Source organism: Sphingomonas sp. LY29, from assembly GCF_035593985.1.
Lineage (GTDB): Bacteria > Pseudomonadota > Alphaproteobacteria > Sphingomonadales > Sphingomonadaceae > Sphingomicrobium.
In genome coordinates, this window is sequence record NZ_CP141587.1 from 1977889 (window position 1) to 1990647 (window position 12759).

The window sequence follows — 12759 nt, forward strand, 5'->3', positions numbered from 1 at the left end:
TTCGGGTGCGGGTGCTAACGGGGCGCCATGCCCCAACCTACCGTCGCCATCGTCGGCCGCCCTAACGTCGGCAAATCGACGCTGTTCAATCGCCTTGTTGGCAAGCGCATCGCGCTGGTCGACGATCGTCCGGGCGTAACCCGCGACCGGCGCGAGGGCGAGGGGCGGCTGCTCGACCTGGAATTCAAGATCATCGACACCGCGGGCTTCGAGGATGAGGACCCGATTTCGCTGCCCGGCCGGATGCGCGTCCAGACCGAAGCGGCGGTGCGCGAAGCCGATGTCGCGCTGTTCCTGATCGACGGGCGCGAGGGGCTGACTCCGCTCGACGAGGAAATTGCGCGCTGGCTGCGCAGCGAGGACACACCCGTGATCGTCGCCGCCAACAAGGCCGAGGGCAAGGCGGGCGAGAATGGGCGGATCGAAGCCTATGCGCTTGGCTTCGGCGAGCCGTTCGCACTGTCGGCGGAGCATGGCGAGGGACTGGTCGACCTGTTCGAGGCGCTGCGTCCGTTCATTGACCGGCCCGAGGGCTATATCGAAGAGCCCGACGACGAGGAACATGGCCCGCTGAAAATCGCGATCGTCGGCCGCCCGAACGCGGGCAAGTCGACGCTGGTCAACAAGATCCTGGGCGAGGAGCGGATGATCACCGGTCCCGAGGCCGGGATCACGCGCGATTCGATCACGATCGGCTGGACCTGGGTCGGGCCCGACGGGACCCCGCATCCGGTGCGGCTGGTCGACACGGCGGGGCTTCGCAAGCGCGCCAAGGTCGACGACAAGCTGGAAAAATTGTCGGCGTGGGACACCAAGCGCGCGATCGACCATGCCGAAGTGGTCGTGCTGCTGCTCGACGCGACGCGCGGGCTGGAAGTGCAGGACCTCAAGATCGCCGACCAGGTGCTGACCGAAGGTCGCGCGCTGATGATCGCGATCAATAAGTGGGACGTCGCCGAGCATGCCTCGTCGCTATTCAACGGGATCAAGGGCGCGCTCGAGGAAGGGCTGAGTCAGCTGAAGGGCGTTCCGGTGCTGACCGTGTCGGCCAGGACCGGCAAGGGCATCGACCAGATGCTTGGCGCTGCGTTCGAGCTTCGCGAGAATTGGTCGCGGCGCGTGACCACGGGCGAGCTCAACCGCTGGTTCAGCCAAGCGGTCGAAACCAACCCGCCGCCCGCTCCGGGGGGTAAGCGGATCAAGCTTCGCTACATCACGCAGGTGAAGAGCAGGCCGCCGAGCTTCGTCATTTTCGGGACGCGGGTCGACCAATTGCCGAACAGCTACCAGCGCTATCTGCTCAATTCGATGCGGCGCGAACTCGGGCTTGGCCCGGTGCCGCTGCGCCTGACGATGCGGGCGGCCAAAAACCCGTACGACGACAAGGGCAAATAACCCGATCTTTACCCTTTGGGTCGTAGCTTCCAGCGGAATTGGAAAGCGCCAGTCACAAGGGCGTTCGCGGGAGCTTTACGTGGCAGACGGGCAAGACATCGTCGATTGGGTGCACTTCGAAAAAAGCCGGGCGGAGCTTGGGCCGGGGTTCATCAAGATCCTGAGCTATTTCCGCGAGGATGGCGAAAAGAGCATCGCCGCGATCGAGGCAGCGATGCACGAGGGCAATGTCGTCGCGCTGGTGATCCCGGCGCACACGCTGAAGGGCGAGGCGCGGCAGTTCGGCGCGGAGCCGTTGGCCGAAGTCGCCGAGCTCATCGAAACGACCGCGCGCTTCTGCATCGAGACCCATCGCTTCCCTGACGAGCTGGTGCCCGATGTGGTCGAGCTCAAGCGGCTGTGGCAGGAAACGGTGGCGCAGTTCGACCAGGCGACCAATCCTTTGCTGAAGCGCCCCGGCGCGATGCCCGGCGGCTTCGGGCGTAAGGCGGGCAACCAGAGCTTCGGGCGGATTTAAGCGCGGCGAAGCGGCTGGAGCGCGCCGCGCGATACGCTGCGCCATAGCCATTCGAGCGGGCCGTAATGGAACCGGTCGAGCCACGGCTTAGACCAGGCGAGCATGGCGAGGCACATCGCGGCGACGAACCACCAAAGGTTGGCGCGGCCGACCTGGCCGAACAGGCCGAGCCCGTAGCCGTAGAAGATCGTCGTCATGACGAGCGAGGTGGCGAGGTAGTTGGTGAAGGCCATCCGCCCAGCCGCCGCGACGCGTGTCTTCAGCGCGGGCAGTCCGGGCGATCCCGACCACAGGACAAGAAGCGTGGCGAAGCCGACCGCGAGGACGATGTCGAACGGCTGCGACCAGGGGATTGCTGCACCGAAGACGGTGAGCGTGTCGAAGCTGCTGGCGACCTGGCTCCAGCCGAGCCAGAGCAAAGGCGGGATCGCGATGGCGAGGCAGGCAATCGCCCAGCGCAACAGCCGCGCCCGAGTCCAGCCCCCGGTGAACATGCCCGACTTGAACAGCGCCATTCCGATCAGCATCAGACCGACCGCTTCCCAGCCCGACGTCAGGAAGCTGTCGATCGGGTAGGTGGCGTCGTCGGTGAGGCGCGTGTGGGTGATGTCGCTCCAGCATCGCGCGTAGGAGACAAGTTCCGCGGCGACGCGCGGGGAGTTGGCGCCGGCGTCGGTCTGGATCCACGACAGCATCGTCGCGTCGCCGCTCATCGCGGTTAGCGCAAGGCCGCCGAGCATGAGGGTGTAGACAGTGAGCGAGGCGATCCCGGCGACGGCGAGTGCGAGCGGCGACCAGTGGCGCGCCCAGACGATGATCATCCCCGACAGCGCGTAAAGCGTCAGGATGTCACCGAACCATACCAGATAGAAATGGGCGAGGCCGAGCAGCAGGAGCACTGCCATGCGCGCGAAGTGGACCGCGACAGGGTTGCGCCCCGATGCCTCCGCGCGATCGATCACCAGCAGGGTCGAGGCGCCGAACAGGATCGAGAAGAGCGCGCGCATCTTGCCTTCGACCAGGACAAAGGTTGCGAACCAGGCGATCAGGTCGGCGCCGCTGTCGCCGCCATAGGCCGCCGGATTGATCGTGGCGGGGTAGGGCAAAGCGAAGGCGAGGATATTCATGCCGAGGATGCCCATCACCGCGACGCCGCGAACGACGTCGAGCGACTGGATCCGCTGGGGCTGCGCGCTATTGGACATCGGGCCCCTTGTCGACACGCGCGGGGGCCGAAGCCCCGATTGGATCAGGCCTCGGCTGCCTCGCTGTGCAGCTGGACGTAGTTCTGGATACCCATTTGCCGGATCATGTCGAACTGCTTTTCGAGGAAGTCGACGTGGCCTTCTTCGTCGCGGAGCACTTCGGCGAACAGGTCGCGACTGACATAGTCCTTAAGCGCTTCGCACTCGGTGACGGCGTCGCGGTACATTTCAACCGCTTCGAGTTCGGCGGCGAGGTCGGCCTTCAGGATTTCCTCGACATTTTCACCGATACGGAGCGCGTCGAGCGCCTGAAAGTTAGGGAAGCCATCGAGGAACAGGATGCGGTCGGCGAAGCGATCGGCATGCTTCATCTCGTCGATCGACTCGTGGCGCTCATATTCGGCAAGCTTCTTCACGCCCCAATTGTCGAGCAGTCGATAGTGCAGCCAATATTGGTTGATCGCGGTCAGCTCGGCCTTGAGCGCCTGATTCAGCAGCTCGATGACTCGTGGATGGCCCTTCATGTTCCGCTTCTCCTTGTTGGCCGTCCTCATAGCCGCGAAGGCGCGACGAGGGAAGCGGTTAAATGGCGGAAATCAGGGAAAAATATGCGATTGAGAGTCAGTCGCAGTCGCGGGTCGCGTCAGGCGGCGCGGCGGTCGGTCCGAGCGGGGGCGCGGTGCGCTTCCTCGACGATGTCGTCGGCGAGATCCTTGCAGCCGCCGCAGGAGAAATCGCAGCCCATCGAGCGATAGGCGGTCTCCGCATCGCGGCAGCCGCGGTGAGCGGCGGCCCGGAGGTCGGCATCGCGAATCACGTTGCAGCTACAAACGATCATGAGGTGACCTTACGCGATAATGCGAGGCGTTCGCAAGAGGGGTACCTGGCGGATCATTCTCGCAGTGACGGACATTGCGCCGACAGGGCGCGTTGAGGGGGCATGATCGATCTTCAACGTCACGGCACCGGCCGTCCGCTCCTGATGGTTCACGGTCTTGGCGGAAGCCGTCGGTCGTGGGACGTCATCGCCACTCAGCTTGGTAGCCAACGCGAACTGCTTCTGTTCGATCTGCCCGGACATGGCGCGAGTCCGGCGGAGGCCGATAGCGGCACCTTTGCCGGTCTGGCCCGGTCGCTGAACGATTTGATCGAGCGCGAGGGGCTTCGCGGGGTCGACATGGTCGGGAGCTCGCTCGGCGCGCGACTGGTGCTGGAAATGGCGCGGCGCGGGATCGCCGGGAATGTTGTGGCGCTCGACCCCGGCGGCTTCTGGCAGGGATGGGAACGGACCTTTTTCCGATCGACGCTCGCGGCGTCGATCCGCTTGCTGCGCGGGCTGCGCCCGGCGCTGGACAAGATCGGCCACAGCGCGGCGGGGCGTACCGCATTGCTCGCACAACTGTCGGCGCGGCCGTGGGCACTCGATGGCGACGCGGTCGCGACCGAGCTGCACAGCTTCGTCAATACGCCGACCTTCGATGCGCTGGTGCGCGACCTTTCGACCGGGCCGATGCAGACCGGCCCTTCGACCGGCGCCGGCCGGGTCGTCATCGGCTGGGGGCGGCGCGACCGGCTTTGCCTGCCGCGTCAGGCCAAGCGGGCGATGCACGCCTTTCCCGAAGCCAAGCTGCACTGGTTCGAGCACAGCGGGCATTTTCCGATGTGGGACCAGCCCGCGGAGACGGTGGCGATGATCCTGGAGGCGACGCGCTAGGCGAGCGCGGCGTCGGCACCCATCAGTTTGGGGAAAAAGCCTTCGTGCGCCGCACGGAGGTCGGTCACGTTCACGCGGAAGCCGGGGCCCTCGATCGCATCGCCGACAACCTTGCCGATCGACGCGGCGAAGATGTCGACTTCGGTCGCGGCGCCGACGACCGCGGCGACGTCCATGGTCGTGACCAGAACGCGGCCCTGGTCCTCGCCGAACAGGATGGTGGCGGGATTGGGAACGTTGGGAAGCGTGAGCGCGGCGCCCTTGCCGCCTGCCATGCCCATCTCGGCGATCGCCACGAGTGCGCCGCCGTCGCTGATGTCGTGAACGGCGGTGACCAGTCCGTCGGCGATGAGGGTCCGCACGAGTTCGCCCAGACGGCGCTCGACATCGAGGTCGACCGCAGGCGCGGCGCCCGCCTTGATACCGTGGCAGACGTCGAGCCACAGCGACTGGCCGATGTGGCCCGAGCCGTGACCGAGGAGGATGAGTTCGTCGCCCTCGTCCTTGAACGCGACGGTGGCGCTGTTCGACCAGTCGGCAAGGACGCCGACCGCGCCGATCGCGGGGGTGGGGAGGATGGCGGAGCCGCCGCCGGTCGCCTTGCTCTCGTTGTAGAGGCTGACGTTGCCGCTCACGATCGGGAAGTCGAGCGCGCGGCAGGCGTCGCTCATGCCGTCCAGGCAGCCGACGATCTGGGCCATGATCTCGGGCCGCTGCGGGTTGCCGAAGTTGAGGCAGTTGGTGACCGCAAGCGGCGTCGCACCGACCGCGCAGAGGTTGCGATAGGCCTCGGCGATCGCCTGTTTCCCGCCCTCGTAAGGATCGGCGTAGCAGTAGCGCGGGGTGCAGTCGGTGGTCATCGCCAGCGCTTTTTTGGAGCCGTGAACGCGGACGACCGCGGCGTCGCCGCCGGGGCGCTGGACGGTGTCGCCGCCGACCTGGCTGTCATACTGCTCCCAGATCCAGCGGCGGCTTGCGATGTTGGGGCTGGCCATCAGCTTGAGCAATTCGGCCGCAATGTCGGTCGATGACGGGATGTCGCCGAGCGGCGGGACGTTGGCCCACGCCTTATATTCGTCGCGGCCAAGGTAGGGGCGCTCGTAGAGCGGGGCGTCGTCGGCGAGCGGGCCGAGCGGGATGTCGCACACGACCGCACCGTCGAATTCGAGCACCATGTGGCCAGTGTCGGTGACTTCGCCAATGACCGCGAAGTCGAGTTCCCATTTCTGGAAGATCGCCTCGGCCTCGGCCTCGCGGCCGGGCTTCAGCACCATCAGCATGCGTTCCTGCGATTCGGACAGCATCATTTCGTACGGCGTCATGCCTTCCTCGCGGCACGGCACCTTGTTCATGTCGAGGCGAATCCCGGCGCCGCCCTTCGACGCCATTTCGACGCTGCTGGAGGTGAGGCCCGCGGCGCCCATGTCCTGGATGGCGACGATCGCATCGGTCGCCATCAATTCGAGGCAGGCCTCGATTAGGAGCTTTTCGGTGAAGGGATCGCCGACCTGCACGGTTGGGCGCTTTTCGTCGCTATTTTCGTCGAAGTCGGCGCTTGCCATCGTCGCGCCGTGGATTCCATCGCGGCCGGTCTTCGAGCCGACGTAGACGATCGGATTGCCGATGCCGGTCGCGGCCGAGTAGAAAATCTTGTCCTGGTTGGCGACCCCGACGGTCATCGCGTTGACGAGAATGTTGCCGTCATAGGCCTTGTCGAAATTGACCTCGCCGCCGACGGTTGGGACGCCGACGCAATTGCCGTAGCCGCCGATGCCCGCGACGACGCCGCTGATCAGGTGGCGCATCTTGGGATGGTCGGGACGCCCGAAGCGAAGCGCATTGAGGTTGGCGATCGGGCGCGCGCCCATGGTGAACACGTCGCGAAGGATTCCGCCGACCCCGGTTGCCGCGCCCTGATAGGGCTCGATGTAGCTGGGGTGATTGTGGCTCTCCATCTTGAAGATGGCGGCCTGGCCGTCGCCGATGTCGATCACGCCGGCATTCTCGCCGGGGCCGCAGATTACCCACGGCGCTTCGGTCGGAAGCTTCTTGAGATGAAAACGCGAGCTTTTGTAGCTGCAATGCTCCGACCACATAACCGAGAAGATGCCGAGCTCGACGAGATTGGGCTCGCGGCCCAAGGCGGCGAGAATCCGGTCGTATTCGTCCGGGGCGAGGCCGTGGTCGGCGACCATCTGCGGGGTGATCATGGCTGCGCTCCCTAGCGGCGGGGGAAGCATAAAAAAACCCCCGGCGGGTGAGGCCGGGGGTGTTCTTTCACGTGGGTGCCAGGGCGTTACGCCTTGCAGGACTGTTCCGACTTGCCCGGCAGGGTCAGCGAGACGCTGGCTGCCTGCGCGTCGCCGGTCAGCGACGTGCCGTCGGCGTTGGTGAGCGCGCCACCTTCCGCACCCGCCATCAGGCGGGTCGGGGCGGCGGCGTCGCCGACGCGAAGATTGGCACTGCCGTCGGCAAGCCAGTCGAGGTTGACGACGCTGTTGTCGGCGCAGCGGTAGGTCTTGGTCGAGGTGATGGCCGGCGGAAGCTCGACCGGCGGGGCGGCGGCGAGTTCGTTGGCCATCGGATCGACGGCATTGTCGGCACCGATGGTTTCAGGTTGGCAGGCGGCAAGAGCCACCGCGCCAAGGGCGATCAGGGGGATATGACGAATCATTCGAGTTCTTTCGCAATTGCAGCATCGTTCGTAAAGCGCCGACGCGTTGCAAACGGTTCCCCAGTCCCATAGGTTTACGGACATGAACCGGGTGGAACCCAACGAGCGTACTCAGCGCATCCGCTACGGAATCACCGGCCTTGCCATCGTTTTCCTGTTCGTGCTGCTCGGCACCGCGATCAGTCGTTCGGCGAACGAGCCGCTGACCCGGGCCGAACAGCAGAACGTCGACAATGCCGAAGCCGCCGCCGAGCCGAACGAGCCGCTGGCGGAGATCGGCGCCGCGCCGGGGTCGGCGACCGACGAGAATGAGGCACAGTCCAGCAACACTGCGCGATGACGCGTTGGAAACTGCTTTTCGTCGTCGGCCTGGGGCTGGCGGGAATTGCGGTCGGCGCGCTGTGGCAGACGGGGCGCCCCGTGGCGCCGCCGCCGACGACGCCGGTGGCCGAGCGAGCGACGTTGGCGCTGCTGACCAGCCTGCCATTAGTCTTCGGTGAAAGCTTCGGGATCCAGAGCGGTGGGTCGGCAGTGCTTCGACGGCTGGAGCAGACCTATAACGTGCAGCCGATCGGGGTCGCCGATGCGGCCAGCCTGCAGGGGAAGAGCCTGCTGCTGATGGCGCACCCGCGCGCGCAGCCCGCCGAGGCGCTGGTCGAGCTGGATGCGTGGGTGCGAAGAGGCGGGCGGGTTCTGCTGCTCGCCGATCCGCGCCTGTCGTGGGAAAGCGAGCGGCCGCTGGGCGACCCGTTCCGCGCGCCGCCGGGCTTCGCCGACACCGGATTGCTGAAGCATTGGGGGCTCGATCTGGCGGGGCCGGTTGTCGACGGGCCGATGCAGGCGACCAATGGCGCGGTGTCGGTGATGGCGGTGACTCCCGGGCGGCTGAGCAAGCGCGGCGAACGCTGTGAAATCCTTGGTGGCGGTTTCGTGGCACGGTGCACAATTGGGAACGGGGCCGCGACGATCGTTGCCGACGCCGATTTCCTCAATGTGGAAGGCGAAGGTGCAATCGATGGTCCGACCGAGGCAAATCTCGACTTGGTCGCGGTCGAACTGGCGCGACTTCAATCGCTTTAATCACCAGCCGTTCTTTACTTGCCAACATACTTATCCACAGGCCTATCCAGACAGAACAAGTGGAGAACAAATGGTTAAGAAAGCATGAAAAACTGTTGAATTTCCGCCACGGGGCATGAAAACCCAAGAAATGGCATGAAAACCCGTTGTGTCCCGTCCCCTGTTGAGTTACCAACATGTCGGTAGCGCGGGGCAAACCTGACTTGAGTCGATCAAGGCGTCGGAGACACGGAGAACCCGTGTTTCCGCGATCAGGAAAGCTGTGTCCCGCCGCGGGAGCAGGACGTGGCATTAGAGCATCTGTTTCAGGGCAGTGCTTTGAACGCGGTCGACGCGAAGGGTCGCGTGTCCGTGCCCGCCTTCCTGCGCTCCGTCATCGAACGCCGCGGCGATGCCCGCACCATCGTCCTTGCCAAGCATGACCATTTCCAGGCGATCAGCGCCTATGACCCCGCCTATGCCGCGCTGAAGCACGCCAAGCTGGAACGCCTGCTGGAGAAGCAGGAAACCGATCCCGCCGCCGACCTCGACTACGCCCGCCGCACGATGATGGCGTTCGGCGCGACTGAGGAGGTACCCTACGACAGTTCGGGCCGAGTGATCCTGCCGACGATGATGCGCCGCAAGGGCGGCATCGAGGATCTGGCGCTGTTCATCGGCGTCGGCGAGACCTTCCAGATCTGGAATCCGACGCTGTTCCTGGCCGATGCCAACATTCCCGAAGACATGAAGGACATCGCGCGCTTCCGGCTCGAGGAGCGCGGGCTGTGATCTCGCCCACCCTTCCGATCCCGGCCGATCCGGCGCATGTCCCCGTATTGATTCAAGAGGTCGTCGCGGGCCTCGCCGTCGTCCCCGGCGAGACCATTGTCGATGGCACCTTCGGAGCGGGGGGCTATTCGCGCGCCCTGCTCGGGGCGGGGGCGGGACGAGTGATCGGGTTCGATCGCGATCCGGATGCGATCGCGAACGGGCCCTCGCTCGTCCCGGACGCCCGCCTGGTGCTGATCGAGGAGCGGTTCAGCCAGATGGACCGCGCCCTGGCCGATCGCGACCTGCTGCCGGTCGACGGCATCGCGCTCGATATCGGCGTGTCGTCGATGCAGATCGACCAGGCCGATCGGGGCTTCAGCTTTTCCAACGACGGTCCGCTCGACATGCGGATGAGCCAGACTGGCGAGACCGCCGCCGACTTCCTCAACCATGCCGACGAGGGTGAGATTGCCCGTATCCTCAAGGATTATGGTGAGGAACCGCGCGCTCGCGCGGTCGCTCGCGCCATCGTCGCTGCCCGGCCGTTGACCCGAACGGCCGAGTTGGCGGCGGTGGTGCGCAAGACACTTGGCCACCATGCCGGAATGAAGTCGGACCCTGCGACGCGTACCTTCCAGGCGATCCGCATCCATTTGAACGCCGAACTCGAGGAACTCGAAGCCGGGCTTCGCGCCGCCGAGCGGTCGCTTCGCCCGGGTGGCCGGCTGGCGGTGGTGACCTTCCATAGCCTGGAAGACCGCATCGTGAAGCGCTTCCTGAAGGTGCGCAGCGGCGCGGCGCCGGGCGGATCGCGGCATCGCCCGCTGGCGGCGAGCGGCCCCACCCCCAGTTTCGAACAAGTCGCCAAGCCGGTTTCCCCGTCGGAAGCCGAGCTGGCCCGTAACCCGCGCGCGCGCTCGGCACGGCTGCGTACCGCAGTCCGCACCGATGCGCCCGCGTGGGACCAGGAGAAAGCAGCATGAGCGCGCGTGGATTTGGATCGCTGGTATGGGCGGGGGCGGTCGCGAGCGCGGCGCTCGGCTTCTACCTGGTCAGCCTGCGCGTCGCCTCCGAGCGGGCCGAACTGGAAAGCGTCGAGACCAAGATCGCGCTCGCGCATCGCGACATTCGCCTGCTGCAGACCGAACTCGGCACTCGCGGGCGTCTGGCCCAGCTCGAGCGCTGGAACGTGAAATTCATCCGCCTGTCGGCGCCGTCTGCGGACCAGTTCGTCGAAGGCGGGTTCCAGCTGGCGACGCTGGCCAAGCCCGAGCCGACGCCGGCATTCGACGCGCCGGTGGTGCTGGCGTCCGCGCCGGCCGAAGCATCGCGCGTCACGCCGACGCTGGGCGGCGACGATGGCCGCGAGGGCCAGCCGATCCCGCGCGCCGACGTCGCCCCGCAGCCGTCGCGTCCGGTTCGGGAGATGGTCCACGTCGCAAGCTACGGCTCGCCCGCCAAGGCCGCTCCGTCGCCGCGGCTCGCCCCGACGACCGAAGCGCCACGTCCCAAGGCTGCCACCGCGTCGCCGAAGGCTTCGACGTCGATGCCAAAGGTCGACAAGCCGGTCGTGAAGAAGGTCGCCGCGACGAAGCCCATCAAAAGCGCGACGGCCGATCCGCTGGCGCCCTTGTCAGGCGCGTCGCCCAAGGCCAAAGCCGCCGCGCCCGCCACCAAGCCGGCATCCGCCAAATCCAAGGACAGCGTAACCGACTGATGAACGCCCCGACGCCCGCTCTCGTCGCCCGGCCCGAGCGGCTCCGACTGGTCGGACAGCGCCGCCAGGTCCTGGCGGTCATGCATCAGCGGTTGATGTTCGGGATGCTCGTCTATGGCGCGATCATCGCGATCATCGTCGTCCGCCTGGTCTATCTTGCCGCCTTCGGCGACCATGCCGGCCGAAAGGGCGGAGCGGTCGACCTGACGCCCGAGCGCGGCGACATCGTCGATCGCGACGGCCATGCGCTGGCGCGCACGATCGACGCATGGACGATCGGCCTGTGGCCGGCGAAGGTCATCGGCAACAAGCTCGACCTCGCCACCAAGCTGGCCGAGATCATGCCCGAAAAGGATTCGGCCGAATATCTGCGGATGCTGAGGTCGGACCGGCCTTTCTACTATCTTCGCCGCCGCGCCTCGCCGTCAGTGGTGAGCGCGATCAACGCGCTGGGCGAGCCGGGCATGGCGCTGGAGCGCGAGCCCGACCGGCTTTACCCGCAGACCGCGTTGGCGGCGCACGTCATCGGCTATACCGACGTCGACGGCAAAGGCACTGCGGGTATCGAGCGCACCTTCGAGGAACAGTTGAGTGATCCGGCGCGGCGCGGCCAGCCGGTGATGCTGTCGATCTCAAGCCGTATCCAGCAGGCGCTCGAGCATGAGCTTGGCGGCGCGATGGAGACCTATTCGGCGATCGGTGCCGCGGGCATCATCATGGACATTCACACCGGCGAAATCCTGGCGATGACGTCGCTGCCGCAGCTTAATCCCAACGCGGCCGGAATGGGGTCGGCCGAAGCGCGCTTCAACCGCGCGACGCTGGGCGTCTACGAACTGGGGTCGACCTTCAAGCCATTCACCGTCGCGATGGCGATTGATTCGGGCATCATCAAGTCGATGGGCCAGATGTACAGCTGCCCGCGGCAGCTTCATGTCGCGGGGCGGACGATTAACGACACCCATCCCTACGGCCGCGCCTGCTCGGTCGCCGAGATCATGAAGGAAAGCTCCAACATCGGATCGGCGCTGATCGCCGACCAGATCGGGGCCAAGCGGCAGCGCGAGTTCCTTCAGCAGATGGGTTTCCTCGACAAGATCGAGGTCGAACTCGGCGAGCGCGGACGCACGCTGTCGCCGGGCAAGAACTGGAACCAGATCGAGACGATGACGGTCGGCTATGGTCACGGCATCGCGGTCACGCCGCTGCACCTTGCCAGCGGCTATGCAACGCTGTTCAACGGCGGCATGTACCGTCCCGCGACGCTGCTGAAGGTCGACCGCAATCATCCTGCGGGCAAGGCACGCCGCGTGTTCAGCGAGGACACCAGCTACAAGATGCGTTCGCTGCTTCGGCTGGTCGTGACGCAGGGCACCGGCAAGAAGGCCGATGCGCCGGGTTACCGCATTGGCGGAAAGACCGGGACCGCGGAGAAATATCACAACCGCTCGCTGAAAGTGACGAGCTTTGCCGGCGTCTTCCCGATGGACGAGCCGCGCTTCGTCATGGTGATGATGCTCGACGAGCCGAAGGCGACCGCGGAGACATTCGGGTTCAGCACCGCTGGCTGGAACATCGCCCCGGCCTTCGGGCGGACGGTATCGCGGATCGCGCCGATGCTCGGCGTTCGTCCCGACAAGCGCCGCGAACCCAACATGGCCGAGGTGCTGCCGTTCGTCCGCGAAGAAAAGGGCAAGTAAGCCG

General features: G+C 66.0%; 14 protein-coding genes. 9 read left to right on the forward strand and 5 right to left on the reverse strand.

The features are described 5' to 3' along the window. Positions 1–27: 27 nt before the first annotated feature. Entirely contained in the window at positions 28–1395 is a 1368-nt protein-coding gene (gene der / locus SH584_RS10020; RefSeq protein WP_324806786.1) for a ribosome biogenesis GTPase Der, read from the forward strand. 79 nt (positions 1396–1474) lie between these two features. After that, a complete protein-coding gene (locus SH584_RS10025; RefSeq protein WP_324806788.1) occupies positions 1475–1912 on the forward strand; it encodes an Hpt domain-containing protein in 438 nt (145 codons plus the stop codon). On the opposite strand, the gene SH584_RS10030 is transcribed toward SH584_RS10025, so the two are convergent. The 3 genes from SH584_RS10030 to SH584_RS10040 all read right to left on the reverse strand — a co-directional run bounded on the left by SH584_RS10030 (position 1909) and on the right by SH584_RS10040 (position 3955). Next, positions 1909–3117 (reverse strand): DUF418 domain-containing protein, encoded by a 1209-nt coding sequence (locus SH584_RS10030; RefSeq protein WP_324806790.1) that lies wholly within the window; start codon positions 3115–3117, stop codon positions 1909–1911. The genes SH584_RS10025 and SH584_RS10030 overlap by 4 nt on opposite strands. Before the next feature lie 44 nt (positions 3118–3161). Then, positions 3162–3641: a bacterioferritin gene (bfr, locus tag SH584_RS10035; protein WP_322841287.1), complete on the reverse strand. Its 480-nt coding sequence runs from the start codon at positions 3639–3641 to the stop codon at positions 3162–3164. A gap of 119 nt (positions 3642–3760) precedes the next feature. Then, positions 3761–3955, reverse strand: coding sequence for a (2Fe-2S)-binding protein (locus SH584_RS10040; RefSeq protein WP_324806793.1), 195 nt, complete (start codon positions 3953–3955; stop codon positions 3761–3763). 102 nt (positions 3956–4057) lie between these two features. Here SH584_RS10040 and SH584_RS10045 point away from each other — a divergent pair, with 102 nt between their 5' ends. After that, on the forward strand, positions 4058–4831 hold the full coding sequence (locus tag SH584_RS10045) for an alpha/beta fold hydrolase (RefSeq protein WP_324806795.1): 774 nt from the start codon (positions 4058–4060) through the stop codon (positions 4829–4831). On the opposite strand, the gene purL is transcribed toward SH584_RS10045, so the two are convergent. Further along, positions 4828–7041 carry a phosphoribosylformylglycinamidine synthase subunit PurL gene (purL, locus tag SH584_RS10050; RefSeq protein WP_324806797.1) on the reverse strand — a complete coding sequence of 738 codons (2214 nt, stop codon included), beginning with the start codon at positions 7039–7041 and terminating at the stop codon, positions 4828–4830. The genes SH584_RS10045 and purL overlap by 4 nt on opposite strands. A gap of 86 nt (positions 7042–7127) precedes the next feature. Then, the gene (locus tag SH584_RS10055; RefSeq protein ID WP_322841283.1) at positions 7128–7505 is read right to left on the reverse strand and encodes a hypothetical protein; all 378 of its coding nucleotides are present in this window, start codon (positions 7503–7505) and stop codon (positions 7128–7130) included. Positions 7506–7587: 82 nt separating this feature from the next. Between SH584_RS10055 and SH584_RS10060 the strand changes: the two genes are divergently transcribed. The 6 genes from SH584_RS10060 (at position 7588) to SH584_RS10085 (ending at position 12755) form a co-directional block, all read left to right on the forward strand. Next, positions 7588–7845: a hypothetical protein gene (locus SH584_RS10060; protein WP_322841282.1), complete on the forward strand. Its 258-nt coding sequence runs from the start codon at positions 7588–7590 to the stop codon at positions 7843–7845. Then, complete coding sequence (locus SH584_RS10065) at positions 7842–8585, forward strand: Gldg family protein (protein ID WP_324806799.1); 744 nt, start codon at positions 7842–7844, stop codon at positions 8583–8585. The genes SH584_RS10060 and SH584_RS10065 overlap by 4 nt, the downstream gene beginning before the upstream one ends. 345 nt (positions 8586–8930) lie before the next feature. Further along, positions 8931–9356 carry a division/cell wall cluster transcriptional repressor MraZ gene (locus SH584_RS10070; protein WP_324806800.1) on the forward strand — a complete coding sequence of 142 codons (426 nt, stop codon included), beginning with the start codon at positions 8931–8933 and terminating at the stop codon, positions 9354–9356. After that, the gene (gene rsmH, locus SH584_RS10075) at positions 9353–10321 is read left to right on the forward strand and encodes a 16S rRNA (cytosine(1402)-N(4))-methyltransferase RsmH (RefSeq protein WP_324806802.1); all 969 of its coding nucleotides are present in this window, start codon (positions 9353–9355) and stop codon (positions 10319–10321) included. Before SH584_RS10070 ends, rsmH begins: the two co-directional genes overlap by 4 nt. Next, a complete protein-coding gene (locus SH584_RS10080) occupies positions 10318–11055 on the forward strand; it encodes a hypothetical protein (protein ID WP_324806804.1) in 738 nt (245 codons plus the stop codon). The genes rsmH and SH584_RS10080 overlap by 4 nt, the downstream gene beginning before the upstream one ends. Next, a complete protein-coding gene (locus tag SH584_RS10085) occupies positions 11055–12755 on the forward strand; it encodes a peptidoglycan D,D-transpeptidase FtsI family protein (RefSeq protein ID WP_324806807.1) in 1701 nt (566 codons plus the stop codon). The genes SH584_RS10080 and SH584_RS10085 overlap by 1 nt, the downstream gene beginning before the upstream one ends. Positions 12756–12759: the final 4 nt, after the last annotated feature.